This window comes from Lentzea sp. NPDC005914 (assembly GCF_040629405.1).
In the GTDB taxonomy this organism is placed as follows: Bacteria; Actinomycetota; Actinomycetes; order Mycobacteriales; family Pseudonocardiaceae; genus Lentzea.
Genome location: NZ_JBEXVQ010000013.1, coordinates 75,446 through 101,874, shown reverse-complemented (window position 1 = coordinate 101,874; position 26,429 = coordinate 75,446). Strand labels below are relative to the sequence as shown.

Annotated in this window: 16 protein-coding genes; 14 read left to right on the top strand and 2 right to left on the bottom strand. The window is 68.7% G+C overall.

Features of this window, described 5'->3' with window-relative positions; translation table 11 throughout:
- Positions 1–29 precede the first annotated feature (29 nt).
- From ABZ345_RS20070 to ABZ345_RS20005, 14 genes are all read left to right on the top strand, one after another.
- A complete protein-coding gene (locus ABZ345_RS20070) occupies positions 30–1,712 on the top strand; it encodes a hypothetical protein (protein WP_359850523.1) in 1,683 nt (560 codons plus the stop codon).
- Positions 1,709–2,656 (top strand): ABC transporter permease subunit, encoded by a 948-nt coding sequence (locus ABZ345_RS20065; RefSeq protein WP_359850520.1) that lies wholly within the window; start codon positions 1,709–1,711, stop codon positions 2,654–2,656. The genes ABZ345_RS20070 and ABZ345_RS20065 overlap by 4 nt, the downstream gene beginning before the upstream one ends.
- The gene (locus ABZ345_RS20060) at positions 2,653–3,624 is read left to right on the top strand and encodes a carbohydrate ABC transporter permease (protein WP_359850518.1); all 972 of its coding nucleotides are present in this window, start codon (positions 2,653–2,655) and stop codon (positions 3,622–3,624) included. The genes ABZ345_RS20065 and ABZ345_RS20060 overlap by 4 nt, the downstream gene beginning before the upstream one ends.
- A 4-nt stretch (positions 3,625–3,628) precedes the next feature.
- Positions 3,629–4,660: a LacI family DNA-binding transcriptional regulator gene (locus ABZ345_RS20055; protein WP_359850515.1), complete on the top strand. Its 1,032-nt coding sequence runs from the start codon at positions 3,629–3,631 to the stop codon at positions 4,658–4,660.
- 38 nt (positions 4,661–4,698) lie between these two features.
- Positions 4,699–6,735: a glycoside hydrolase family 31 protein gene (locus tag ABZ345_RS20050; protein WP_359850512.1), complete on the top strand. Its 2,037-nt coding sequence runs from the start codon at positions 4,699–4,701 to the stop codon at positions 6,733–6,735.
- Positions 6,732–8,717 (top strand): beta-galactosidase, encoded by a 1,986-nt coding sequence (locus ABZ345_RS20045; protein WP_359850509.1) that lies wholly within the window; start codon positions 6,732–6,734, stop codon positions 8,715–8,717. The genes ABZ345_RS20050 and ABZ345_RS20045 overlap by 4 nt, the downstream gene beginning before the upstream one ends.
- A complete protein-coding gene (locus tag ABZ345_RS20040) occupies positions 8,714–10,750 on the top strand; it encodes an alpha-galactosidase (protein WP_359850506.1) in 2,037 nt (678 codons plus the stop codon). Before ABZ345_RS20045 ends, ABZ345_RS20040 begins: the two co-directional genes overlap by 4 nt.
- Positions 10,747–12,195: a glycoside hydrolase family 43 protein gene (locus ABZ345_RS20035; protein ID WP_359850503.1), complete on the top strand. Its 1,449-nt coding sequence runs from the start codon at positions 10,747–10,749 to the stop codon at positions 12,193–12,195. Before ABZ345_RS20040 ends, ABZ345_RS20035 begins: the two co-directional genes overlap by 4 nt.
- Positions 12,196–12,210: 15 nt before the next feature.
- The gene (locus tag ABZ345_RS20030; protein ID WP_359850500.1) at positions 12,211–14,238 is read left to right on the top strand and encodes a cellulase family glycosylhydrolase; all 2,028 of its coding nucleotides are present in this window, start codon (positions 12,211–12,213) and stop codon (positions 14,236–14,238) included.
- 449 nt (positions 14,239–14,687) lie between these two features.
- Positions 14,688–16,112, top strand: a complete 1,425-nt coding sequence (locus tag ABZ345_RS20025; protein ID WP_359850497.1) for a cellulose binding domain-containing protein — start codon at positions 14,688–14,690, stop codon at positions 16,110–16,112.
- A gap of 379 nt (positions 16,113–16,491) precedes the next feature.
- Entirely contained in the window at positions 16,492–19,368 is a 2,877-nt protein-coding gene (locus ABZ345_RS20020) for a glycoside hydrolase family 48 protein (protein ID WP_359850494.1), read from the top strand.
- An 11-nt stretch (positions 19,369–19,379) separates the two neighbouring features.
- Entirely contained in the window at positions 19,380–20,639 is a 1,260-nt protein-coding gene (locus ABZ345_RS20015) for a lytic polysaccharide monooxygenase (RefSeq protein ID WP_359850491.1), read from the top strand.
- 134 nt (positions 20,640–20,773) lie between these two features.
- Complete coding sequence (locus ABZ345_RS20010; RefSeq protein ID WP_359850488.1) at positions 20,774–22,510, top strand: glycoside hydrolase family 6 protein; 1,737 nt, start codon at positions 20,774–20,776, stop codon at positions 22,508–22,510.
- A 229-nt stretch (positions 22,511–22,739) separates the two neighbouring features.
- Positions 22,740–23,768, top strand: coding sequence for a LacI family DNA-binding transcriptional regulator (locus ABZ345_RS20005; RefSeq protein ID WP_359850485.1), 1,029 nt, complete (start codon positions 22,740–22,742; stop codon positions 23,766–23,768).
- Between the two features lie 57 nt (positions 23,769–23,825).
- On the opposite strand, the gene ABZ345_RS20000 is transcribed toward ABZ345_RS20005, so the two are convergent.
- Both ABZ345_RS20000 and ABZ345_RS19995 read right to left on the bottom strand, forming a co-directional pair.
- A complete protein-coding gene (locus tag ABZ345_RS20000) occupies positions 23,826–25,058 on the bottom strand; it encodes a ricin-type beta-trefoil lectin domain protein (RefSeq protein WP_359850482.1) in 1,233 nt (410 codons plus the stop codon).
- Between the two features lie 35 nt (positions 25,059–25,093).
- Positions 25,094–26,422, bottom strand: a complete 1,329-nt coding sequence (locus ABZ345_RS19995) for a ricin-type beta-trefoil lectin domain protein (RefSeq protein WP_359850479.1) — start codon at positions 26,420–26,422, stop codon at positions 25,094–25,096.
- Positions 26,423–26,429 lie beyond the last annotated feature (7 nt).

The window sequence follows — 26,429 nt, the reverse complement described above, 5'->3', positions numbered from 1 at the left end:
CACTTCGACGATGAAGGATCGGTTCCGCCATGGGCAACGAGTTGAACCGCAGAAGCTTCCTGAACGCCGCCGTCTCGGCCGCTGGGCTCGTCGCGATGGGACCGTTGCTGTCCGCCTGCGGCGGAAGCGGAGCCCAGCGGGCCGGGGTGAACTCCGACGCCGGTCTCAAGGCCGTGCTGCCGGCCTACGTGCCGAACACGTCGATCAAGCCGGACATCCCCTCCGTGGCGGGTGGCGCCGACGTGATGACGGATCCCGGCTTCCTCAGCTACCCGTCCACCAGGGCGGCGACCGTGTCCGGCATCCCGGGCAAGGGCGGCAGGTACTCGGCGGTCACGCCGTTGTGGGGGACCATCCCGCCGGCGGACAACAGCTTCTACCAGGCCATGAACAAGGCTCTGGGCGCTCAGTTCGAGATGAAGCCCGCGGACGGCAACAACTACAACACGATCATCCCGACGATGACCGCGGCGAAGAAGCTGCCCGACTGGGTCACCCTGCCCGCCTGGTGGAGCCCGAACTTCAACACCGGTGGCCTGGTCGGCAACCAGCTCGCCGACCTCACGCCGTACCTGTCCGGCGACAACGTCAAGAAGTACCCGAACCTCGCGGCGCTGCCCACCGCCGCGTGGAGGGCGGGGGCCTGGGGCGACAAGCTGTACGGGATCCCGTCGTTCTCGACCGGGTTCAAGGTCTCCGGCTGCACCTTCTACCGGCGTGACGTCTTCGAGGCCAAGGGCATCACCGCCGACCAGGTCCGCTCCGCCGAAGACCTGATGAACCTCGGCAAGGAGCTGACCGACGCCAAGGCGGGCGTCTGGGCCTTCGACGACGTGTACCGCTACACCTACACCGCGTTCGGCGCGCCGCTGAAGTGGAAGGTGGACAACGGAAAGCTCGTCCACCTGTTCGAGACGCAGGAGTTCCTGGACGCGGCCGACTGGAGCCGCAAGCTCGCGGTCGCCGGCTACGTCCACCCCGACGCGCTCGCCGGCGACAACGCCGCCGGAACCACCCGGTTCTACGGGGGCAAGACGCTGATCTCAGGCGGTGGCACGGGTGGGTGGAACCTCGCCGACCACCAGTCCGGCCAGGCCGCGAACCCGAACTACCGGCGCGGCGCGTTCAACTTCTTCTCCGCCGACGGCAAGAGCGCGCCCCGCGTCTACACGGGGTCGGCCACCGACATCATCAGCTACCTCAACATCAACCTGAAGCCCGAGCAGATCGAGGAATGCCTCTCGATCGCGAACTACCTGGCCGCGCCGTTCGGATCAGCCGAGTACACGATGGTCAACTTCGGCGTCGAGGGCACCCACTTCACCATGGAGGGCGGCGTGCCGACGCCCACCGACGCGGGCAAGAAGGAGGTCCAGGCGCAGACCTTCCCGTTCCTCGGCGCACCCGCCCAGGTGATCAGCAACCAGTCCGCGCAGAACGTCACCAAGGACATCACCGCCTGGCAGGCCGCCAACGTGAAGGCCCTCACCAAGCCGGTCTTCTGGGGCATGAACATCAGCATGCCGCAGGCGCAGGCCACGGCCGAGGCCGCGCAGCCCGTCGAGGACACGCTCAAGGACGTCATCCACGGCAAGAAGTCGATCCAGGACCTGAAGGACGCGGCCGCGACCTGGAAGTCCAGCGGCGGCGGTGACCGGCTGATCCAGTGGATGAACGACAACGTCCTGCAGAAGTACGGCACGGGACAGTGACCACGCTGCGATCGGACCGCACCCGGCCTCCGGCGAGGCTGAACTGGCGGATCAGGCTGCGACGGGACCGGTCGCTGATCCTGATGACGCTGCCCGCCGTGGTCCTGCTGCTGGCGTTCAACTACGCGCCGTTGTTCGGGCTCGTCACGGCGTTCCAGGAGTACGACCCGCTGGCAGGGGTCTGGAACAGCCCGTGGGCCGGGCTCTACCAGTTCGAACGGCTGATGAGCGACCCGCTGTTCTGGGGAGCGGTGCGCAACACGCTGTACCTGAGCTTCGTGCAGCTGGTCCTGTTCTTCCCGGTGCCGATCGCGCTGGCGTTGCTGCTCAACTCCGTGCTGTCCCAACGGGTGCGCAACTTCATCCAGTCCGTTGTGTACCTGCCGCACTTCTTCTCGTGGGTGCTGGCCATCACGATCTTCCAGCAGATGCTCGGCGGTGCCGGCGCGGTCAACCACTTCCTGCGCAACAACGACATCGGCACGTGGGACGTCATGACCAACCCGGACACCTTCGCGCTGCTGGTCACCTCCCAGGTGATCTGGAAGGAGGCCGGCTGGGGGATCATCGTGTTCCTGGCCGCGCTCGCCGCCATCAACACCGACCTCTACGAGGCGGCCGCGGCGGACGGCGCGGGCCGGTGGCGGCGGCTGTGGCACATCACGCTGCCCGGGCTGCGCGCGGTGATCGTGCTGATGCTGGTGCTGCGCCTGGGCAACGCGCTCACGGTCGGGTTCGAGCAGTTCCTGATCCAGCGCAACGCGGTGGGCCACGACACGGCCGAGGTGCTGGACACCTTCTCGTTCTACTACGGCATCGCGACCAACGACTACAGCTACGGCGCGGCGGCGGGCCTGTTCAAGGGCGTCATCTCGTTGTTGCTCATCTGGGGCGCGAACAAGCTGGCGCACGCCTTCGGGGAAGACGGGTTGTACCGACGATGACACTCACCATTCAGCGTGCCGGCGGCAGCGCGCAACCTGTTGCACCCCAGGCGGTTCGCCCGAAGCGGAAGAACGCACGCCCGGCGTGGGAGGAACCGCCGACCCTGGCCGGGGACGCCGCGAAGGGCATCACGCTGGGCGGCGTGCTGCTGGCCATGCTGGTGCCGTTGTGGATCATCGTGGTGACCAGCCTGTCCACCCAGGCCGCGATCAACCGGGCGGGAGGCCTGGTGATCTGGCCGGACGGCCTGACCTTCGAGGCCTACCGGGTGATGCTCTCGGACTCGACGGTGCGCAGTGCGCTGCTGGTGAGCTTTGGCATCACCGGGATCGGCACCTTGGTGTCGATGGCGGTCTCGGTCATGTGCGCCTACGGGCTGTCCAGGTCGGGGTCGCTCGGGCACCGCTTCCTGCTGACGCTGCTGATCATCACGATGTTCGTCAACGGTGGCCTGATCCCGACGTTCCTGGTCGTCACCGGCCTGGGTGGTTACGGCCAGTGGTGGGCGTTGATCCTGCCGAGCGCGGTGTCGGTGTTCAACATCCTGATCCTGCGCGCGTTCTACTCGAGCACGTCGGTGGACCTGATCGAGGCGGCCAGGATCGACGGCGCGGGGGACTGGCGGATCCTGTGGTCCATCGTGCTGCCGACGTCTCGCGCGGTCACCGCCGTGATGGCGTTGTTCTACGGCGTCGGTTACTGGAACTCGTTCTTCAACGTCATGTTGTACATGCCGACGGACAGCGAGAAGTGGCCGTTGCAGTACGTGCTCTTCACCTATGTCAACCGGGGCAACGGCATGCCGGGCTCGGTCAACTCCGGGTTCGGTGACCAGTTCTCCCAGACGGCGCCGCTGGCACTGCAGATGGCCGTCGTGGTGCTGACGCTCGTGCCGTTGCTCATCGTTTATCCGTTCGTGCAGAAGCACTTCCGCACGGGTGTCCTGACCGGCGCGATCAAGGGTTGATCTCATGGTGACGATTGCCGATGTGGCCAGGCACGCGGGCGTGTCGTCCAGCACGGTGAGCTACGTGCTGAGCGGCAAGCGCGCGATCTCCGAGGAGACTCGGAACCGGGTGCGGATTTCGGTGCGGGAGCTCGGTTACCACCCCAACGCCGGCGCACGGGCTCTGGCCGCTCGGCGGTCGCACATCGTCGCGCTGATGGTGCCGCTGCGCACGGACGTCTACGTCCCGGTCATGATGGAGATCGCGATCGCGGTGACCATGGCGGCCCGTCAGCACGGCTACGACGTGCTGCTGATCACCAACGACGAGGGACCGGACGGGGTCAAGCGGATCGCCGCCAGCGGCCTGGCCGACGGCGTGATCCTGATGGACGTCGAGCTGGACGACGAGCGCATCCCGGTGCTGCGCGCACAGGGCGTCCAGGCCGCGCTCATCGGACTGCCGGACGATCCGCAGTCACTGTCCTGTGTGGACCACGACTTCATCGCGGCGGGTGCCCTGTGCGCGGATCACCTGGCCGATCTCGGGCACAGTGAGATCGCTTTCATCGGGTACGGGTCGGGTGTCTACCACCGGCACGCCGGTTACGCCGAGCGCACGCTCACCGGTTTCCGCGACCAAGCCGAGCAGCGCGGTCTGCGGTTCCTGCACCGCTCCTGCGAGGGCACCTACGAGAGCACCGCGGGGACGCTCGCCCGGATTCTCGCGGACCGGCCGGGCACCACGGGTTTCGTGGTGCAGAACGAGGGCGCGATCGGCCCGCTGCTCACGTTGTTGCGCACCAGCGGGCGGACTGTGCCCGAGGACGTCTCGGTGATCGCGCTGTGCCAGGACCAGCTCGCCGAGCAGTTCGCGCCCAGGCTCACCGCGGTGACCGGGTCGGCGCAGGAGCTCGGGCGGGTCGCCGTCGACCAGATCATGCGCAGGCTCACCGCGGCCGCCGCCGGTGACCGGCCGGTGGACGACCGCGTCCTGCTCACGCCGGTGCTGACCGTCCGGGACAGCACGGGACCCGCGCCTCGTCAGCAGTCCTGACCTTCTCCGCACTCCCCATGAACGCGAGGAGTTCCCGCATGCCCACACACTTCCGAGATCTCGGCGCCGCACTCGAATGGCGCGCCAAAGGCGAGACGCTCCGCGTCGAGGCGTGGGGATCGGACGCCGTCCGGGTCAGGGCCACGCCCGGCGGGCCGTTGCTCGAGGATCTGCCAGGAGCATTGCTCGACACGCCGCCCGCCGGTGCCGAGGCGGAGATCAAGATCGGCGAGCACCACGCGACACTGGTCAACGGCAGGATCACGGTCCGGATCGACGCCGGCACCGAAGGAAAGCTCACGCCCGAGCTCGGCGCGTCCGCGGGCAGGCTCACGTTCCTGCGGACCGAGGACGGCACCGAGCTCCTCGCCGAGCAGTCCGCCCACTTCTGGTGGCCGGGCCCGCGCATGGCCACCGCCACGGGCAACGGCTACCACCGGCTCGAGCAGCGGTTCCAGGCTTATCCGGGGGAACGGTTCTACGGCCTCGGCCAGCACACGCACGGCATGCTGGACCAGAAGGGCGCGGTCATCGACCTGGTGCAGCGCAACGCCGAGGTCACCATCCCGCTGCTGGTCTCCGACCGCGGCTACGGCCTGCTGTGGAACTCGCCCGCCGTCGGCCGGGTGGAACTGGCCGAGACCGGCACGCGCTGGGTGGCCGACAGCGCCCGCCAGATCGACTACTGGATCACCGCCGGTCAGCCGGCCGACGTGCTGAGCCGGTACGCGGACGCGACCGGTCACGCGCCGGAACTTCCCGAGTGGGCCTCGGGTTTCTGGCAGTGCAAGCTGCGCTACCGCACCCAGGACGAGCTGATGGAGGTCGCGCGCGAGTACAAGCGGCGCGGGCTGCCGTTGTCCGTGATCGTCTGCGACTTCTTCCACTGGACGCATCTCGGCGAGTGGAAGTTCGACCCCGCCGAGTGGCCGGACCCCGCGGGCATGGTGCGCGAGCTGGACGAGATGGGCGTCAAGCTGATGGTCTCGGTCTGGCCGTCGGTGAGCCCGGCGAGCGAGAACTACCACCCGATGCTGGACCAGGGGTTCTTCATCGGCACGGAGTTCGGGCCGATGGCGCACGCGGACTGGCCGGACAAGGGCCTCGGCGCGTACTCCGCCCAGGTCGCCTTCTACGACGCCACCAACCCCGACGCCCGCGAGTTCGTGTGGGAGCGCATCCGGCGCGGGTACCACGACCTCGGCATCAAGGTCTTCTGGCTGGACGCCGGCGAGCCCGAGCTCAAGCCGGGGCACCAGTACAACCTGCGCTACCACGCCGGTCCCGGCCTCGAGGTCGGCAACCTGTACGCGCGCGAGAACGCCCGCACCGTCCACGATGGACTCAAAGCGTCGGGCGAGAACGAGATCATCTCGCTCAACCGCTCCACGTGGGCGGGCGCGCAACGGTACGGCGCCGCGCTGTGGTCCGGTGACATAGCCACGGACTTCGCCTCGCTGCGCACCCAGATCAAGGCCGGGCTGAACGTGATGATGTCCGGTATCCCGTGGTGGACCACGGACATCGGTGGCTTCCACGGTGGCGACCCGGACGATCCCGCGTACCGCGAGGTCCTCGTGCGGTGGTTCCAGTACGGCACCTTCTGCCCGTTGTTCCGGCTGCACGGTTTCCGCGGCGACGAGCAGGTGCTGGAGCCCGCGATGACGGGGCTGGCCAACGAGGTCTGGTCCTACGGCGAGGAGGCCTACGAGATCCTCGCCGGGCACCTCCGGCTGCGGGAACGCCTGCGCCCGTACGTGATGGAGCAGATGCGCACGACGTCGGAGACCGGTGTGCCGCCGATGCGCCCGGTGTTCCTGGAGTTCCCCGGCGACCCGGCGGCGTGGCAGGTCGAGGACGCGTTCCTGCTCGGCCCCGACCTGCTGGTGGCTCCGATCACCGAGGCCGGTGTGAGTGAGCGTGAGGTCTACCTGCCCGCCCGTGCGCGCTGGACCGACGCGTGGACCGGTGAGGAGCACGAGGGCGGCCGGACGGTGACCGTCGCGGCCCCGATCGAGCGCATCCCGTTGTTTCTGCGCGACGGTGCTCGTCTCCCCGTGCGGGAGGACGCATGAGCTGGACCGATCGGCTCGGCGGGCTCGCGTTCGGCGGTGACTACAACCCCGAGCAGTGGGACGAGCAGGTGTGGAAGGAGGACGACGAGCTCATGCGCGAGGCCAGGGTCAACCTGGCCACGGTCGGCGTCTTCTCCTGGGCGTTGCTGGAACCGGAGGAGGGCCGCTACGACTTCGCGTGGCTCGACGCGCACCTGGATCGCCTGCACGCCAACGGGGTTCACGTCGACCTGGCCACGCCGACCGCCTCGCCGCCGCCGTGGTTCACGCTGGCCCACCCGGATTCCATGCCCGTCACCCCGGACGGCACCCGGCTGGTGCACGGCAGCCGCGACACCTATTGCATCAGCGCCCCCGCCTACCGCGCCGCGGCCAAGCGCATCGCTGCTGTGCTCGCGGAACGCTACGGCGACCACCCGGCGTTGGCGTTGTGGCACGTGCACAACGAGTACGTGACGTTGTGCTGGTGCGATCACACCGCCGCCGCGTTCCGGGTCTGGCTGCGGGCGAAATACGGTTCGCTGGACGCGCTCAACTCGTCGTGGGGCACGGCGTTCTGGAGCCAGCGGTACGGCAGCTGGGAACAGATTCTGCCGCCGCGCGCCACCCAGTGGCACCGCAACCCCGGCCTCACGGTGGACTTCAGCCGGTTCTTCTCCGACGAGGTGATCGCCGCCTACTCCGAGCAGCGGGACGCGATCCGCGCGCACAGCGACCGTCCGGTGACCACCAACATGATGCTGCCCGGCTACCAGAACATCGACCTGTGGGCGCTCGGCCGCGAGGTCGACCTGGTCGCCATCGACTTCTACCCGACCGCTCCTGGCCTGGACGCGGCCGCGGAGGCCGCGTTCACCGCCGACCGCGCCCGCTCGTTCGCGGGCGGACGGCCGTGGCTGCTGATGGAACAGGGCACCAGCACCGTCTACGACCGGGGCCGGACGCTCGCCAAGGAACCGGGCGAGATCCTGCGTCACTCGCTCGGCCACATCGCGCGCGGCTCCGACGGCGCGCTGTTCTTCCAGTGGCGCCAGTCGAAAGCGGGCGCCGAGCAGTGGCACTCGGCGATGGTCCCGCACGCCGGGCCGGACAGCCGCGTCTTCGCCGAGGTGACGGCGACAGGTGAGGCCGTGGCCCGCCTCGCCGAGCTGGCCGGGTCGACCGTCACAGCCGAGGTGGCCGTGCTGCACGACTCCGACGCGTGGTGGGCGCTGAACTCGGACGGCCTGCCTTCGTCCGAGCTCGGCTATCACGACCGTCTGCGGGACGCCCACCGCGCGTTGTGGGACGCCGGCGTGGTTACGGACTTCGCACACCCGGAAACGGAGCTGAGCCGCTACCGGTTCGTCGTCGCTCCGGCGTTGTACCTGTTGTCCGACGCGGGCGCGGAGAACCTGCGCCGCTACGTCCTCAACGGCGGCACATTGCTCGTCCAACACTTCAGCGGCGTCGTCGACGACCGGCTGCACGCGAGGCTCGGTGGCTACCCGGCCGCGCCGTTGCGCGAGGTGCTCGGCATCCGGGTCACGGAGTACCGGCCGCTGCGGCACGACGAGCGGATCACGCTCTCGGACGGTTCGCACGGCACGGTCTGGAGCGAGACCGTGCAGGTGCGGGGTGCCGAGACGATCGTCGACTACACCCACGGCTCACTGGCGGGTTCCCCCGCGCTCACCCGGTACGGCTACGGCACGGGAGAGGGCTGGTACCTGTCGACGCGTCTCGACGACGCGGACTACGCCCGGTTGATCGTCCGGCTGCTGGACTCCGCGGGCGTCGCTCCGGTGCTGCCGGGCCTACCGCCGGGCGTCGAGGCGGTCACGCGCGAAGGATCGGACGGCCGCCGCTGGCACGTCGTGCTCAACCACCGCCCGGAACCCGTGTCCCTGCCGGAAACCGCCCACGACCTGATCACGGGCGGACCGGTCGGGGAAGTACCGCCTGGCGGCTGCGTCGTGCTGCGAGGGGGAACGCCGTTGTGAACACGATCCACTGGGGTCACAGCGAGTTGTCGTGGGACTTCGACCTCACCGAGGGCAGCCTGCGCCGCTCCGGCACGTCGCTGCCGCTGGTGGAGGTGACCGCAGCGAACCACGGCCGCATCTGGTCGGGCAGTCGCCTGATCGACACCGCCATCGGCGAGCGGCTGCGGTACCGCGGCCACCGCACACCGTCCGAAAAGGACTGGCAGGTGCTCGTCATTGAGCTGCACGACGAGGAGTCCGGCCTGGCCGTCGAGGTGACCTACCGTTCGCCGGACGGCATTCCCGTGGTGCGCGGCGAGGTCGTCGTGCGCAACGAGGGGAGTGCCCCGGTGCGCCTGGAATCGGTCACGTCGCTGGTCGCGGGCGGTCTCGCGGCACCGGACGACGCCGACGTGCTGTGGGCGGAGAACGACTGGCTGGCGGAATGCCGGTGGCGCCGCGAACCGATGCGCCTGAAGACGCCGGAACGCGGCGGACGGCATCGCGACATCCGCCACAAGGGTGCGATGTCCGTTGCGGGACAAGGCGTCTGGTCCAGCTGCGGCCATCTGCCGATGGGCGGGCTGACCGACCGCACGACGGGCCGGACGTGGGTGTGGCAGATCGAGCACAACGGCGGCGGCTGGCGCTGGGAGTGCGGGGAGCACGACAGCGCCGGTTACCTGGCGCTGTGCGGGCCGGAGGAGTTCGACCACGGCTGGAGTCGGGTGCTGGCGCCCGGCGAGGAGTTCCACACCGTGCCGGTCTCCCTGGCTTGCGGCGCGGGGCTGGACGCCGCGTTCGCCGCGTTGACCCGCTACCGCCGCGCGACCCGCCGGCCGCACCCCGACCACGAGGGCCTGCCGGTCATCTTCAACGACTACATGAACTGCCTGATGGGCGATCCCACCACGGCCAAGCTGCTGCCGTTGATCGACGCCGCGGCTGAGGCAGGTGCGGAGTACTTCGTCATCGACGCGGGCTGGTACGCGGAGATGGGCGAGAGCTGGTGGGACAGCGTCGGTGCGTGGCAACCGTCCCGCACCCGGTTCCCCGGTGGCCTCCAGGAGGTGCTGGCGCACATCCGGGAACGCGGAATGGTTCCCGGACTGTGGCTGGAACCCGAGGTCATCGGCGTCAACAGCCCGCTGGCGGACACCCTGCCGGAGGAGGCGTTCTTCCGCAGGGACGGCGTGCGAGTCGCCGACTGCGCCCGCTACCACCTCGACCTGCGGCACCCGGCCGCTCGCGCCCACCTGGACGAGGTGGTCGACCGGCTGGTGGGGGAGTGGGGCGTCGGGTACCTGAAGCTCGACCACAACATCAACCCCGGTTCCGGCACCAGTTCCCGTGCCGGCGAGGTGCCAGCCGACGGCTTGCTCGGCCACAACCGCGCCCAGCTCGACTGGCTCGACGGCGTCCTGGACCGCCATCCGCGCCTGGTGCTGGAGAACTGCGCATCCGGTGGCATGCGCATCGACCACGCGCTGCTGTCGCGGACACAGCTGCAGTCCACCAGCGACCAGCAGAACCTGGACCGCTACGCGCCCATCGCGGCCTCCGCGCCCACCGCGATCACGCCGGAGCAGAGCGCGGTGTGGGCCTATCCGCAGGCGGAGGACTCCCTCGACGAGGTCGCCTTCACGATGGCGAGCGCTCTGCTCGGCCGCATCCACCTGTCCGGCAAGCTCGCGGACCTCTCTCCGGAGGCGAGTGCGCTCGTCCGCGAGGCGTTGGCCGTGTACAAGGAGATCCGCGCCGACCTGCCGCACGCGGTGCCGTCCTGGCCGCTCGGGTTGCCTGGCTGGGACGACCCGTGGATCGCGCTGGCCATGTCCACGTCCTCCGTCACCTATCTGACCCTCTGGCGCCGTTCCGGTGCGGAGGACACCGTGACACTGCCGGGTGTGTCCGATGTGGACGTTGACGTGCTCTATCCGGCCGCGAGTCCCGCGTCCGCACGGTGTGGCGCCGCCGAACTCGTGGTGACGCTGCCCGCGGCGCCGTCCGCTGTGCTGTTCCGGCTCACGGCCAGAGGAGCTGACACGTGACGAACCCCGTGATACCGGGAATGCATCCCGACCCGAGCGTGTGCCGGGTCGGCGACGACTACTACCTGGTGTGCTCCAGTTTCGAGTACTTCCCCGGCATTCCGGTGTTCCACAGCCGGGACCTGCTGAACTGGACGCAGATCGGCAACGCGCTGGACCGCACGAGCCAGCTGCTGCTGACCGCCGAGACGCCGTCGTCGGCCGGGATCTACGCGCCGACGCTGCGTCACCACGACGGCAAGTTCTGGCTGATCGTCACGAGCGTGAGTCACGGCGGCGGCAACATGGTGTTCACCGCAACCGATCCGGCCGGTCCGTGGTCCGACCCGATTCCGTTGCCGGACATCGGCGGCATCGACCCGGATCTGGCCTGGGACGACGAGGGCAACTGCAGGTGCACGGTCGCCGGGGTGTCGCAGTACCGGATCGACCTGGCCACCGGCCAGACGCTCGGCGAGCCGGCCCGGCTCTGGTCCGGCACGCCCGGCGCCAAGGCCCCGGAAGCGCCGCACCTGTACCGGATCGGCGAGTACTGGTACCTGCTGATCGCCGAGGGCGGTACCGAACGCGGCCACGGTGTCTCGATCGCGCGCGGCCCGGAGCCGGACGGCCCGTTCGAACCCTGTCCGGCCAACCCGATCCTGTCGCACCGCAGCACCGACGAGCCCGTCCAGAACACCGGTCACGCGGATCTGGTGCAGGGTCCGGACGGGTCGTGGTGGATGGTGCTGCTCGGCGTGCGGCCCGGTGGCGGGACTCCCGGCTGGCACGTGCTCGGCCGGGAGACGTTCCTCGCCCCGGTGAGCTGGGTCGACGGGTGGCCCGTCGTCGGTGAGCTCACGTCCGGCCCCGTCAGTGCGGTGACCGAGCGGGACGACTTCGACGACAGCGAGCTGCGGCCGTGCTGGATCTCCGTCCGCGATCGCTCCGAGCAGCACTGCACCACGAAGGAACGGTCCGGCTGGCTGACCCTGCACGCTCGCGGGTCCGGTCTGGACGATCCCGGTGTCGTGTTCGCGGGTCGCCGACAGCTTCACCTGTCCTGCCGTGTGCGCACGCTGATCGATCCCGCGGACGGAAGTGGTGGTCTGGCGGTCCGGTTCGACGAGGAACACCACTACGAGATCGAGGTGGTCGCCGGCGAGATCCAGGTGATCGCCCGCATCGGTCCATTGCGGACAGTGGTGGCGTCACAGGCGGTCGCGACCGGGACGTTGATCCTCGGTGTCCAGGTGGACGAGGCGCGGGAGCTGCGGGACTCGCGCTCAGGGCCGGACACGATCTCTTTTGGCGTCGAGGAGTCCGACGGCACGTTCACCGTGCTCGCGACCCTCGACGGCCGGTACCTCTCGACCGAGGTGGCCGGCGGTTTCACCGGACGGGTCATCGGCGTCTACGCCGCGACAGGAACCGTCCACTTCGACTGGTTCGACTACGTCGCCTGAGATTGCGGAGCGCCCATGTTCACGTCAACCGGCAAGACACGCACTGCTCGACGACGGCTCGGCGCCGTCTTGGCCACGACTCTGTTCGCGAGCCTCACCGTCACTTCGACCCAGGCCGTCGCGGCCGAACCGGGATGCCGGGTCACGTACGCCGTGACCGGCCAGTGGGAAGGCGGCTTCAAGGCCGACGTCGCCGTCACCAACCTCGGTGCCGCCGTCGACGGGTGGAAGCTGGCCTGGGAGTGGCCGTCCGGCCAGCAGGCGGGCAACGCCTGGAACGCCAAGGTCGCCGAGACCGACGGCCAGGTCACCGCCACCGACACGGGGTACAACGCCAAGATCGCGTCGAACGCGACGGTGAAGTTCGGCTTCATGGGCACCTGGGAAGCCGCCAACACGGCGCCGTTGTCGTTCACGCTCAACGGTGTCACGTGCGTGCACGGTGGCAAGCAGCTCACCGCGATGGAGGCCACCGCGGCGATGCAGCCGGGCTGGAACCTCGGCAACACGCTCGACTCGACCGGCCCTGACGAGACGTCGTGGGGCAACCCGCGCGTCACGGAAGCCTTGCTGGACAACGTGAAGGCGCAGGGCTTCAAGAGCATCCGCATCCCCGTCACGTGGAGCGCGCACCTGGGGCAGGGGCCTGACTACACGATCGAGGCGCAGTACCTGGCCCGCGTCAAGGAGATCGTGCGCTGGGCGTTGGCGCGCGACCTGTACGTGATGCTCAACATCCACCACGACTCGTGGCAGTGGATCTCGAAGATGCCCACTGAACACGACCGCGTGCTCGACCAGTTCGACAAGATCTGGACGCAGGTGGCCGGTGCCTTCACCGAGTTCGGGCCCAAGCTGACCTTCGAGAGCTGGAACGAGCCGCAGTTCGCGGGGAGCACCGGCAAGCCTCAGGAGATCGCGCTGAACGCCGAGCTCAACGCGTCGTTCCACGACGTCGTGCGCCGGTCGGGCGGCAACAACGCCACCCGCCCGCTGGTCCTGCCGACCCTGCACACCTCGTCCGACCAGGAGTACGTCGACCCGCTGGTGGCGCAGATCCGCGGGTTGAACGACCCCAACCTGATCGCGACGGTGCACTCCTACGGCTACTGGCCGTTCAGCGCGAACGTCGCGGGCGGCACGCGCTACGACGCCACCGCCCAGCAGTACGACACCGACTCGTTCGACCGCGTGTACAACAGCTTCATCGCGCGGGGCATCCCGGTGATCCTCGGTGAGTACGGGCTGCTCGGGTTCGACCGGCACACCGGCACGATCGAGCAGGGCGAGAAGCTGAAGTTCTTCGAGTACGTCGGCAACTACGCCCGTGCGAAGAAGATCACCACCATGCTGTGGGACAACGGTCAGCACTTCGACCGCACCACGTTCCAGTGGAAGGACCCGGAGCTCTTCGCGCAGATCAAGTCGAGCTGGACGACCCGTTCCGCCACGGCCTACACCGACCAGGTGTTCACCGCGAAGCCGAGTCCCATCACCGCCAGGACGATCAAGCTGAACCTCAACGGCACGTCGTTCTCCGGCCTGTACAACGGCAACATCGCCCTGACCCGCGGCCGCGACTACACGCTCGACGGTGACCAGCTGACCCTGACCGCCTCGGCGCTGACCAGGCTGAGCGGCTCGCGGACCTACGGCGTCAACGCGGTGCTGACGGCCCGCTTCTCCCAGGGCGTGCCGTGGCGGTTCTACGTGATCACCTACGAGCCGCCGGTGCTGTCCGGCGCCACCGGCACGACGGCGAAGTTCGAGATCCCGACGAACTTCCGCGGCGACCAGCTCGCCACCATGGAGGCGAAGTACGACGACGGCACCTTCGCCGGTCCGCAGGAGTGGACGTCGTTCAAGGAGTTCGACGTGTCGTTCGCGCCGAACTACACCGACCGCCTGACCACCCTGAAGCCGGAGTTCTTCGGCGTGGTCAAGGACAATCAGCGGGTGACGCTGACGTTCCACTACTGGAGCGGCACCAAGGTGACCTACTACGTCACCAAGTCGGGGAGCGCGGTCACCGGCACCGCCTGACCCGGTCCATTTCGGACCAGAACTGCCGAGGACCGCATCCGGTCTTCGGCGGTTCTTCGTGCGGCCGCTGTGGTCGTTGCGGTATGGCCGCGTCGACCAGTTCCGGGACCAGGACAAGGTCATCGCCGTCACGGAGGGCGTGGGCGCATCGGCCATGAGCCGGCGGTTTGCCTCCCGGCGGCCGCCACGTGCGCCGTAGTCGAAATCGACGAGGCTCGTCGTGGCCGACCTGCCCGGCGGCGGGCTTCTTGGCGGCCGCCTGCGTTCGACGACGTTCGAAAGCCTTCGTCGAACGCCGTCGTCGATTGGTTCCGGCGCGTTCCCGGTGTGGTGCTTCTCCGCTACGGTCCGGTCTTGAGAACGTTTCCAGACAAGGATTCGCCGCGTCGTCCACAGAGGACGATCGTGACTTCTCTCGCCCGCGGCATGGCCATTCCAGGAGGAACCGGGTGCACAGGTCAAAATCGGCGGCAGCTGCCGCCCTAGCGGTCGCTCTGACGGCGGCCGCCACGATCAGTGGAGCTCCCGCGGCTCGAGCCGCCGCCGGGTGCAAGGTCGACTACCAGGTCACCACCGAGTGGCAGGGCGGGTTCATCGCCTCCCTGAACGTCACGAACCTCGGCGACGCGGTCACCGGTTGGCGGCTGACGTGGTCGTTCGGTGGCGGCCAGGCGGTCTCCCAGATCTGGAACGGAACCGTGCGCCAGTCCGGCGCCCAGGTCACCGTCGACAACGTCGGCTACAACGGCTCGCTCGGCACGGGGGCGAGCGCCGGGCTCGGCTTCGTCGCGAACGGCCCGACGACGCCCGTTCCGACCGACTTCGCGTTCAACGGCACGGCGTGCACGGGTTCGGTACCGGCGCCGGACGTCCTGGCCCAGGCGCACACCGCGGGGCGGGTCACGAAGTCCGGTCAGTACTCCTGGCCCGGCGTCTACTTCGAGGGCCGGTTCCGCGGCACCGGGGTCGGCATCTCCCTCAACGACTCGAACAACGACTACGACGTGCAGATCGACGGCGCGACCGTCGCGACGCTGTCGAAACCGGGCCGCACCACGTACTGGGTGAACAACCTGAGCAACGCCGACCACGGCGTCCGGCTGGTCAAGCGCACCGAAAGCGCCTGGGTCGCCGCAGGGGAGTTCGGCGGGTTCGTCGCCGCGAACGGTGGCGCGATCCTCGCGAAGCCCGTAGCGCGCAGCCGGCAGATCGAGTTCATCGGCGACTCGCTGACCGCGGGCTACGGCAACCTGTCGACCACGCGCGACTGCTCCACCAACGGCGGTGTCGACCGCAACACCAACACGGACATCAGTTTCGGCGCGCTCACGTCTCGTGCGCTCAACGCCGACTACCAGGTCAACGCGTTCTCCGGCCGTGGCATGGTGCGCAACTACGGCGGTGGCAGTCCCGGCACCAGCTACCGCACCTACTACGACCGGGCGTTGCTGAACGTCGACGGCGACGTGTGGCAGAACCCCGGCACGTGGCACCCGCAGCTGGTCGTGGTGGGCTTGGGCACCAACGACTTCTCGACCGCGCTCAACCCCGGCGAGCAGTGGCCGGACACGCAAAGCCTTGTCGCCGCGTACAAGTCCGCGTACCAGGGGTTCCTGGACAAGCTGCGGGCCCGGTACGGCTCCGGCACCACGATTCTGGTGAGCGTCGGGCAGGCCTCGGGGACGTTCACCGACGCGGTGCGGCAGGTCGCGCAGGACCGTGCCGCCCAGGGCGACACCAAGGTGCGCTACTGGAACTACGCCGACCCCGCTCTGGACCTCCTCGGCTGCGACTGGCACTTCTCGCGGCACGACCACCAGTTGATCTCCGGGTTGCTTCGCGATTACATCTCGGGCCTGAATCTGGCCTGGTGAGCTGTCCCCTGAATGGGGGTGGGTGGTTCCGAAGCGGAACGACCCACCCCCGTTTCCGTTCCGGGCCATACGAAAACCGGCTGGGAAACTCGGCGTTTTCGGGGCGGTTCTCGTTTCGTGGCAACGTAATGCGGGTAGCGCGAACCGCGCAGAAGAGAGGGTGGCAAGGGGCCAATAACGCTCCTGGGAGCGGTCCCAGAAGTCCACTCGAAGGGAGCAGTAAGGGGGTCCGCCGGAGCAATGGTAGTTGCGCTGTTTCGCGCAACAGACAGGGCTTTTTGGCGCAAGGTCTGTTACATCAGGGATAAGTCGATTCAAGTGACTCACGTTACAGTGCCGTGAACTCTGGGAGCGCTCCCAGAAGTCGAGAGGCGGCGGCATGACTCGGCGAACAACGGCCATGATGGCTGCGGTGGTGATGGCGATCGGAGGGGTGCCCGCGGTGGCGGCGCCCGCGGCGGTCGCGTGCACGGTCACCTACCAGCTCACCAACGAGTGGGACACCGGATTCGGTGCCACAGCGACGATCCGCAACGACGGTGACGCGCTGGACGGCTGGAACCTGACGTGGACGTTCCCGGACGGGCAACGGGTCACGCAGGGCTGGAACGGCACGTTCAGCCAGACCGGCGCGGTGGTGTCCGTGACCAATCCGGACTGGGCGCGGACGATCCCGGGAGGTGGTTCGGCGCAGGTCGGGTTCAACGGCAGCAAGGGTTCCGCGAACCGGCCTCCCACGGACTTCGCGGTCAACGGCGTGGCGTGCACCGGCCCGAACCAGGCGCCGTCCGTGACGCTGACGGCCCCGGTCACGGGCAGCACCTACACGCTGCCCGCGTCGGTTCCGCTCGCGGCGAGCGCGCAGGACAGCGACGGAACGGTGACGAAGGTCGACTTCTACGCCGACGACACGCTGGTCGCGACCGACACCAGCGCGCCGTACACCGGCACGTGGGCGTCGCCGACCGCTGGTGATCACCAGATCACCGCGAGGGCGACCGACAACCTCGGTGCCACGAAGACCTCGGCGCCGGCGATGGTCAAGGTGCTGTCCGGGCCCGCGGTGGTGGCGACGCCGAGCACGCTCAACGTGCGGCAGGGCCAGACGGCGACGTTCGACGTCTCGCTGGCGACGGCGCCGAGCTCACCGGTGACGGTGACGATCGCTCGCACCGGCAGTGCGGACCTGACTGCAGCGCCTACGACGCTTACGTTCTCGAGTGCGGCGAAGCAGACCGTGACGGTGACGTCGGCGGACAACGGTGGCGATCTGGCATCGGCCACGTTCACTGCGACTGCGACCGATTATGCCCCTGCCTCGGTCGCGGTGCGGGAGATCTCGTCGTCCACTTCGGACTTCAGCAAGGCGTTCCTGGATCAGTACAACAAGATCAAGGATCCGGCGAGCGGGTATTTCCGCAAGTTCGGTGATCTGCTGGTGCCGTACCACTCGGTGGAGACGCTGATGGTGGAGGCGCCGGATCACGGTCACCAGACGACGTCGGAGGCGTTCAGCTACTACCTGTGGCTGGAGGCGAGCTACGGCCGCGTCACGGGTGACTGGGCGCCGTTCAAGTCGGCGTGGGCGTCGATGGAGAAGTTCATCATCCCGGCGAAGGCCGACCAGCCCACCAACGACAAGTACAACGCGTCGAAGCCCGCTACCTACGCGCCGGAACATCCGCGGATGGACCGCTACCCGTCCCAGCTGGATTCGGGAACGCCGGTGGGTCGGGACCCGATCGCGTCGGAGCTGAAGTCCGCGTACGGCACGGATGACATCTACGGCATGCACTGGCTGCTGGACGTGGACAACACCTACGGTTTCGGTCGCTGCGGTGACGGTACGACGGCGCCGGCGTACATCAACACCTATCAGCGCGGCTCGTCGGAGTCGGTGTGGGAGACGATCCCGCAGCCGTCGTGCGACACGTTCAAACACGGTGGCCCCAACGGTTACCTGGACCTGTTCACCAAGGACTCCTCGTACGCCAAGCAGTGGAAGTACACCAACGCGCCGGACGCGGACGCCCGCGCGGTGCAGGTGGCGCTGCTGGCTCAGCAGTGGGCCACCGCCCAGGGCAAGGGATCCCAGGTGGCGCCCGAGGTCGCCAAGGCCGCGAAGATGGGCGACTACCTGCGGTACTCGATGTTCGACAAGTACTTCAAGAAGATCGGCAACTGCACGAGCCCGAGCTCCTGCCCCGCGGGCACGGGCAAGGACAGCGACCACTACCTGATCTCGTGGTACTACGCGTGGGGCGGTGCGACCGACACGAGTGCCGGCTGGGCGTGGCGCATCGGCGACAGCGCTTCGCACCAGGGTTACCAGAACCCGTTGGCGGCGTACGCGTTGTCGAACGTCCCGGCGCTGAAGCCCTTGTCCGCCACCGGACAGCAGGACTGGGCGAAGAGCCTGGACCGGCAGCTGGAACTGTTGCAGTGGCTCCAGTCGGCGGACGGCGGCCTCGCCGGCGGTGTCACGAACAGCTGGGAGGGCCAGTACGCCACGCCTCCCGCGGGCACGCCGACGTTCTACGGCATGTACTACGACCCGCACCCCGTGTGGCGCGACCCGCCGTCGAACCGCTGGTTCGGCTTCCAGGTGTGGGGTCTCGAGCGCACAGCGGCGTTGTACCGGATGACCGGCGACGCCCGCGCGAAGAAGATCCTCGACAAGTGGGTCACCTGGGCGCTGGCGAACACCACGACGGGCGCGAACTTCCAGATCCCGGCTGATCTGGAGTGGACGGGTTCACCGGACACGTGGAACGCCACGAACCCCAGCGGGAACGCGAACCTGCACGTCCGTGTGGTCAACAAGAACCAGGACGTCGGTGTGGCCGCGTCCTACGCCAAGGTGCTGCTGAACTACGCGGCCAAGTCCGGGCACGCCCAGGCGAAGGCCACCGGTGAGGCACTGCTGACGGGCTTGATGGCGCACCAGGACAGCCTCGGCATCGCGACGCCCGAGGTCCGGACCGACTACAACCGTTTCGACGACACGTACAACGCCACCACCGGCGAAGGTCCGTACGTGCCGCCGGGCTGGACCGGGAAGATGCCCAACGGCGACCAGATCGGCCAGAACTCGACGTTCCTGTCGATGCGGTCGATGTTCCGCAACGACCCGCAGTGGTCCAAGGTCCAGTCCTATCTGGACGGTGGTCCCGCTCCGGAGTTCACCTACCACAGGTTCTGGGCCCAGACCGAGATCGCGACCGCGTTCTCCCTGCACACCGAACTCTTCGGGTGAGGAGCGCCGAGATGAGAAAACGCATCGCACTCCTGGCCGTGGCCGCGGTGACCATGACCGGTGCGGTTCTCGTGCAGACAGGCGGCACGGCGCTCGCGCACGGTTCGATGGTGTGGCCCGCGAGTCGCACCTACGCCTGCTACGAGGACGGCAGGGCCGGTAGCGGTGGGGGAGACCTCAAGCCCACCAACCCGGCGTGCATCGACGCGGTCGCCCTCGGCGGCAAGCAACCGCTGTGGGACTGGTACGGCAACCTGATCAGCAACGCCGCCGGACGGCATCGGGACATCATCTCCGACGGCCACCTGTGCGGACCGACCACGAAGTACGACGCCTACAACCAGGCGCGGGCCGACTGGCCGGTGACGAAGGTGACGGCGAACGCTTCAGTCACGTTGCGGTACAACGCGTGGGCACCGCACCCCGGCACCTGGGAGCAGTACGTCACCAAGGACGGCTTCGACGTCACCAAGCCGTTGAAGTGGTCCGATCTGGAGCCGGTGCCGTTCGACAAGGTCACCAACCCGCCCCAGTCGAACGGTGAGTACAGCTGGCAGGCGAAACTGCCGAACAAGTCGGGCCGGCACATCGTCTACTCGTTGTGGCAGCGTTCTGACAGCCCGGAGGCGTTCTACAGCTGCTCCGACGTCCTGTTCGACGGCGGCGTGCCGGACACGCAGCCGCCCACCGCACCGGGCACGCCGGTCGCGTCCTCGGTCACGGGCAGCTCCGTGCGGCTGGACTGGCCGGCGTCGGCGGACAACTTCGGCGTATCGGAGTACCGCGTCTACCGCGGTGACCAGGTTGCGGCCACCTCGGCCACGAACTCGGTCACGGTCAGAGGCCTCACCGCGAACACCGACTACGCCTTCCGCGTGGTCGCGGTGGACTCCGCGGGCAACGTGTCACCGGCCTCGCCGGGCGTCACGGTGCGCACGGGCAGCGGTCCCGGCGCCTGCACGGTGACCTACGCCAAGCCGAGCACCTGGAACGGCGGCTTCACGGCGAACGTGAAGATCTCCAACGGCAGCGCGGAAGCCGTGCGCGCGTGGCAGCTCGTCTGGGACTTCCCCGCCGGGCAGAAGCTGTCGTCGGCCTGGTCGTCCACGATCACCGTCGTCGACGGGAAGGCCACGGCGAAGGGGGCGTCGTACAACGCCGACATCGCCGCGGGCGGCACCGCGGAGTTCGGCTTCAACGCGACGACGACGGGTCCGGCGCCGGACCCGGTGAACTTCACGCTCAACGGCGTCTCGTGCGCCGTTCCGTGATGAGGGTCCTCGACGCCCTCTTCGTGGTCGGTCCGGTCGCGGGCGCCTTCGTGGTCGCCCGCGCCGGACCGGCCCTGGACCTCGCGTGAGCTCGTACCGATCAAACACCATTGAAAGACAGGAGATCCGTGGCAATGAGGCTCAACGGACAAAGGCGGTGGGCAGCGGCGGGAGTCGTGGTCGCCACCGCCGTCGCCACCGCGGGGATCGCGCTGAGCGCGCCTCCCGCCGGCGCCGCACCCGGTTGTCGCGTGGACTACACCGCGAACAACTGGGGTGGTGGTGGCTTCGGCGGCAAGGTGAAGATCACCAACCTCGGTGACGCCATGTCCTCCTGGACGCTGAAGTTCACCTTCCCCGGCACGCAGAAGGTGACGCAGGGCTGGAGCGCCAACTGGTCGCAGTCGGGCGCGGACGTCACGGCGACGAGCATGTCGTGGAACGGCAGCCTGGGCACCGGTGCGGCGGCCGAGATCGGCTTCAACGGCAGCTACACCGGTTCCACCAACGCCGACCCGGCGTCGTTCTCGTTGAACGGCACGATCTGCACCGGCCAGCCGCCGACGAGCACCACCACGACCACCACGACCAGTGATCCGGGCCCTGGCCCCGGCCCCGGCAACCGCGTCGACAACCCGTACGTCGGCGCGAAGATGTACGTCAACCCGGACTGGTCGGCGAAGGCCGCCGCCGAACCCGGTGGCAGCAGGGTCGCGAACAACTCCACCGGTGTGTGGATCGACCGCATCGCGGCGATCACCGGCACCGTCGACTCCCGTGGTATCGCGGGACATCTGGACGAGGCGGTGCGTCAGGCGGCGGGCTCACCACTCGTGGTCCAGTTCGTCATCTACAACCTGCCCGGTCGTGACTGCTCGGCGCTCGCGTCCAACGGTGAGCTCAAGCCCACCGAGATCGACAGGTACAAGACCGAGTACATCGACCCGATCGCGGCGATCCTCGCCAAGCCCGCCTACAAGGACCTGAGGATCGTCACCACGGTGGAGATCGACTCCCTGCCGAACCTGATCACCAACGTCACGCCGCGCCCGACCGCCGTGCCGCAGTGCGACGTCATGAAGGCCAACGGCAACTACATCACCGGCGTCGGGTACGCGCTCGCCAAGCTCGGCGCGATCCCCAACGTCTACAACTACCTCGACATCGGCCACCACGGCTGGATCGGCTGGGACGACAACTTCGGTCCGACGGCCGAGCTGCTGTTCCAGGCGGCGAACGCCTCCGGCAGCACCAAGGCCAACGTGCAGGGCTTCATCGCCAACACCGCCAACTACGGCGCGGTGCGCGAGCCCAACTTCTCGATCAACGACTCGGTGGGCGGCAAGTCCGTGCGCGAGTCGAAGTGGGTGGACTGGAACCGCTACACCGACGAACTGTCCTACGCGCAGGCGTTCCGGCAGCGAGCGGTGCAGGCGGGCTTCGACGCGAACGTGGGCATGCTGATCGACACCAGCCGCAACGGCTGGGGTGGCGCCGCCCGTCCCACCGGACCCGGCCCGCAGACGTCGGTCGACGCCTACGTGAACGGCGGCAGGCTGGACCGGCGCATCCACCTCGGCAACTGGTGCAACCAGTCCGGTGCGGGGCTCGGCGAACGCCCGAAGGCGGCACCCGCGGACGGCGTCGACGCGTTCGTGTGGATGAAGCCTCCGGGTGAGTCCGACGGCGCGAGCAAGGAGATCCCGAACAACGAGGGCAAGGGCGCGGACAAGATGTGCGACCCGACCTACACCGGCAACGTGCGCAACGGCAACAGCATGTCGGGCGCTCTGCCGGACGCGCCGTTGTCCGGCAAGTGGTTCTCCGCGCAGTTCCAGGAGCTCATGCGCAACGCCTACCCGGCTCTGTAAGACCTGGGCAGCAGTGAAGCAGTTGTGAGAACAGGACAGCTCTGAGAGCAGCGTGGCTCTGCAGAGCAGGGCTCCCGCGCGACTTCCGCTCGCGCGGGAGCCGACCGCCGCCGTCGTGGTCCCCCGAACCCACGACGGCGGCGGCTCGCATGTCCGCCCACTCGCGATCAGAAGGCGCTTTTCCACCGCTACAAGGTTTCTCGAGCACGTCGGCGGGGAAGGAGACGGTGTGGTCACCATCGCGGAGGTCGCGCGGCACGCGGGCGTCGCCCCGAGCACCGTGTGCTACGTGCTCACGGGCAAGCGGACGATCTCGGCCGTCACGAAGTCCAGGGTCCGGGCGAGCATCAGAGCGCTGGGCTACCAGCCTCAGGCGGTCGTCAGGACGGCCGGCGGGGGCAGGGCGAACGTCATCGGGCTCGTGCTGCCGCTGCGAGCGGACACGTACCTGCCCTCGGTGACGCGGTTCGTCGCCGGCGCGGTCACGACCGCGCGCGGGTACGGGATGGACCTGCTGCTGATGACCGCGGACGACGGCCTGCCCGGGCTGCGGCGGGCCGCGAATGCCGCGCAGGTGGACGGGCTGCTGGTGATGGACGCCGAGATGGAGGAGGACCGGCTGCCGTTGCTGCGGCACCTGTCCATCCCCTCAGTCCTGATCGGACGCACGTCCCCGGCGAGCAAGCTGTCCTGTGTGGACGCCGACTTCGAGGCCGCGGGAGAGAAGTGCCTCGGCCACCTCGCCGACCTCGGTCACCGCCACGTCGGGTTCCTCGGCTCACCGGGCGCGGTGTATCGCGACGCCGGCTTCGCCCGGCGGACGATGGCGGGGTTCGGCGCGGCCGCGATGCGCCGGGGTGTCGCGGCGACGACGCTGGCCGTCGAGGAGGACAACGCCGCGGTGCTGCGGGCGGTCGAGGTGCTGGTGCGCGCGAACCCGTCGATGACGGCGCTGGTCGTGCACAACGAGGCCGCGCTCGGCGGGATCACCGCGTGCCTGCGTGCGGCCGGCCGGCACGTGCCCGGCGACATCGCCGTGGTCGCGATCTGCGCCGACGAGGTCGCCGAACGCATGTCGCCGCCGCTCACCTCGGTGCGGCTGCCCGCGCAGGAACTGGGCAGGCAGGCGGTGGAGCTCCTGGTCGCGGAGTTCGACGGCAGGAAACGGCCGCAGGTCGTGCTGTTGCCGCCGCAGCTGACCCGGCGCTCGAGCACTCCGGACCCGGCCGCGTTCCGCGGTGTGCGCACTGCGGGTTGACAGTTCGTGGGTGGTTTCCGCCGCTCTGGAGACGGAAACCACCCACGACTCATGCGGCTAGGCCTTGGCCCAGCGTTGGCCTGTGCTGTTGTTGCAGGTCGCCACGGTGACTGCGGCGCCGTTGTTGTTGCTGGTGGAGTTGAGGCACAGTCCTGTCTGGACGTTGGTGATGGTGCCGGTGGTGGTGAGGTTCCATTTCTGGTTGGCGCTGCCGTTGCAGTCCCAGATCCGGGCTTGGGTGCCGGAGCCGGCGTTGGCGGGTGCTTCGACGCACTTGCCGGTGACCTGGAGTGCTTGGCCGTTGAGGGTGAACTGCTGGTTGGCGTTGTTGTGGCAGTCCCAGGTGATCATCTGGGTGCCGTTGGCGGTCCCGGCGCCGTTGACGTCGAGACAGCGACCGGAGGTTTCTCCTCGCAACCGGAACGTGGTCGGCGGGGTCGGCGTTTCGCCGGTGAAGAACTTCCACACCTCGCCCTTGACCCAGCTGCGGGCCCCGCTCTCGCAGCCCGCGCACCCGTCCACCGGTCCCTGTTGATGGCCGCCGTCGAACGGTGCCCAGACCACCGGATAGCCGGTCTTGCACCCCGAGTAGTACGTGGTGATGTGCGTGTTGCTGCCCCGTGCCGGCTCGGGCGCGTTCTGCGGGGTGCAGCCGTTGTTGCGGACCCACTTGTCCTTCAGGGCCCGGCCACCGCCGATGTTGTCGCTGATGCCGTGGATGCCCATGAACGCGACGGGAGCCGTGCCGCCGCCCGCACATCCGCTGATCTCCCCACCGGCGATGGAGACGATCGCGCGGAAGACGGTCGGACGGGCGCAGGCGAGCGCGACGCTCATCCCGGCGCCGTAGCTGAAGCCCAGCGCGAAGACCTGGGTGGTGTCCACGCAGAGATCGCCGCTGATCCGGCTGATCATGTCGTCGACGAACCTGACGTCCTCGCCTCCGGAGTTCGCCCAGCCGTTGTTGAGCCCCTGTGGCGCGACGAAGATCGTCGAGTTGTTCGACAACTGTTTCAGTCCGTAGTGGGCGTACACGGCGCCGTCGCTGCCGCCGCCCGCCACCTGGTCGGAAGTGCCTCCGTACCAGTGGAAGCCGAAGACCAGCCGGTACTGCCGGGTGTTGTCGTAGTTGTCGGGGATGCTCAGGATGAACGACCGGTTCTTGCCGCTGCTCTGGATCGTCTGGTTTCCGTTGCGCAGCGTCGGAGCTTTGCCGCAGCCGGGCGTCGTCTGCGCGGTGCTCGCGTCGGCGGTGCCGACACCGGAGAGAGCCAGCGCGGCGGTGGCCATCGCGATCAGCCACCGCGTTCCACGAGAGGCCCGCATCAGGCCTTGGCCCAGCGCTGGTTGGTGCCACCCTGGCAGGTCGCCACGGTCACGGCCGAGTTGTTGCCCGTGCCGCCCGCGGTCAGGCAGAGTCCTGTCTGGACGCTGGTGATCGTGCCGGCGCCGGTGAAGTTCCAGCTCTGGTTGGCACCACCGTGGCAGTCCCAGAGCTGCACCCTGGTGCCGGAACCGGCGTTGTTCGGCGCGTCCAGGCACTTGCCGCTCACCTGCAGAGCCTGGCCGTTCTGGCTGAACTGCTGGTTGGCGTTGGTGTGGCAGTCCCAGATGATGAACTGGGTGCCGTTGGCCGTGCCCGCGCCGGTCACGTCGAGACAGCGGCCGGAGCCCTCGCCGCGCAACCGGAACGTGGTCGGGTCGGGAGGCGGCGTGGTCGTGGTCGTCGGGCCAGGGCCACCGTCGAACTGCGTGATGAACTTCCAGGCCTCGCCGGAAGTCCAGGTCCGCCAGCCGTCACCGCCGGAGTCGATCGGCCCAGGGGTGTGCCCGCCGTCGAACGCGGCCCACACCACGGGGTAGCCCGCGCGGCAGCCGCTGTAGTTCGTGATGATGTGCGTGTGGCTGCCCGCGTTCGGCTCCGGCGCATTCTGGGCGGTGCACCCGTTGTTGCGCACGAACCTGTCGCGCAACCCGCGACCCAGACCGATGTTGAGCACGTTGTCGGTCACGCCGTGGATGCCCATGTAGGCGATGGGATCGTTGCCGCCGCTGCAGCCGCTGAGCTCGGCGCCCGAGTACGCCACGACCGCGCGGAACATCTTGGCGCGGGCACAGGCGATCGCGTACGACATGCCGCCGCCGTAGCTGAAGCCGCCGGCAAAGCGCTGCGCCGTGTCGACGCACAGGCCCGCTTCCAGCTGCTTCATCATGTCGTCGATGAACGTCAGGTCCTGGCCGCCGGGGTTGGCCCAGCCGTTGCCGTTGCCCTGAGGCGCCACGAAGATCGTGCCGTTGTTCGCCGCGTCCGCGAGCTTGCGCAGCCCGTAGTACGACCAGTTGTAGCCGTCGGATCCGCCGGAGTCGACGTCGTTGGCCGTGCCCCCGCGCCAGTGCAGGCCGACGTACAGCCGGTACTGGCGGTTGCTGTCGTAGTTGGCCGGCACCCTCAGGATGTACGTGCGGTTCTGGCCGCCCGAGTTGATGGTGTGCTGGCCGCTGCTCAGGGCGGGTGGCTTGCCGCAGCCGGCCGTTCCCGCCATCGCCTCGGCGTGGCCGCCGGGAGTGGTGCCGCCGAGCGCGATGCCCGCCGCGCCCAGGAAGACCACAGCGCTCGCGGCGGCCAGGGCGATCACGATCCTATGCCGGGACATGGCAGGG

Bases quoted from the DNA above. Each gene is read 5' to 3' on its own strand.
- ABZ345_RS20070 (WP_359850523.1), top strand. From the start codon at position 30: ATGGGCAACGAGTTGAACCGCAGAAGCTTCCTGAACGCCGCCGTCTCG.
- ABZ345_RS20060 (WP_359850518.1), top strand. From the start codon at position 2,653: ATGACACTCACCATTCAGCGTGCCGGCGGCAGCGCGCAACCTGTTGCA.
- ABZ345_RS20055 (WP_359850515.1), top strand. From the start codon at position 3,629: ATGGTGACGATTGCCGATGTGGCCAGGCACGCGGGCGTGTCGTCCAGC.
- ABZ345_RS20050 (WP_359850512.1), top strand. From the start codon at position 4,699: ATGCCCACACACTTCCGAGATCTCGGCGCCGCACTCGAATGGCGCGCC.
- ABZ345_RS20045 (WP_359850509.1), top strand. From the start codon at position 6,732: ATGAGCTGGACCGATCGGCTCGGCGGGCTCGCGTTCGGCGGTGACTAC.
- ABZ345_RS20030 (WP_359850500.1), top strand. From the start codon at position 12,211: ATGTTCACGTCAACCGGCAAGACACGCACTGCTCGACGACGGCTCGGC.
- ABZ345_RS20020 (WP_359850494.1), top strand. From the start codon at position 16,492: ATGACTCGGCGAACAACGGCCATGATGGCTGCGGTGGTGATGGCGATC.
- ABZ345_RS20015 (WP_359850491.1), top strand. From the start codon at position 19,380: ATGAGAAAACGCATCGCACTCCTGGCCGTGGCCGCGGTGACCATGACC.
- ABZ345_RS20010 (WP_359850488.1), top strand. From the start codon at position 20,774: ATGAGGCTCAACGGACAAAGGCGGTGGGCAGCGGCGGGAGTCGTGGTC.
- ABZ345_RS20000 (WP_359850482.1), bottom strand. From the start codon at position 25,058: ATGGCCACCGCCGCGCTGGCTCTCTCCGGTGTCGGCACCGCCGACGCG.
- ABZ345_RS19995 (WP_359850479.1), bottom strand. From the start codon at position 26,422: ATGTCCCGGCATAGGATCGTGATCGCCCTGGCCGCCGCGAGCGCTGTG.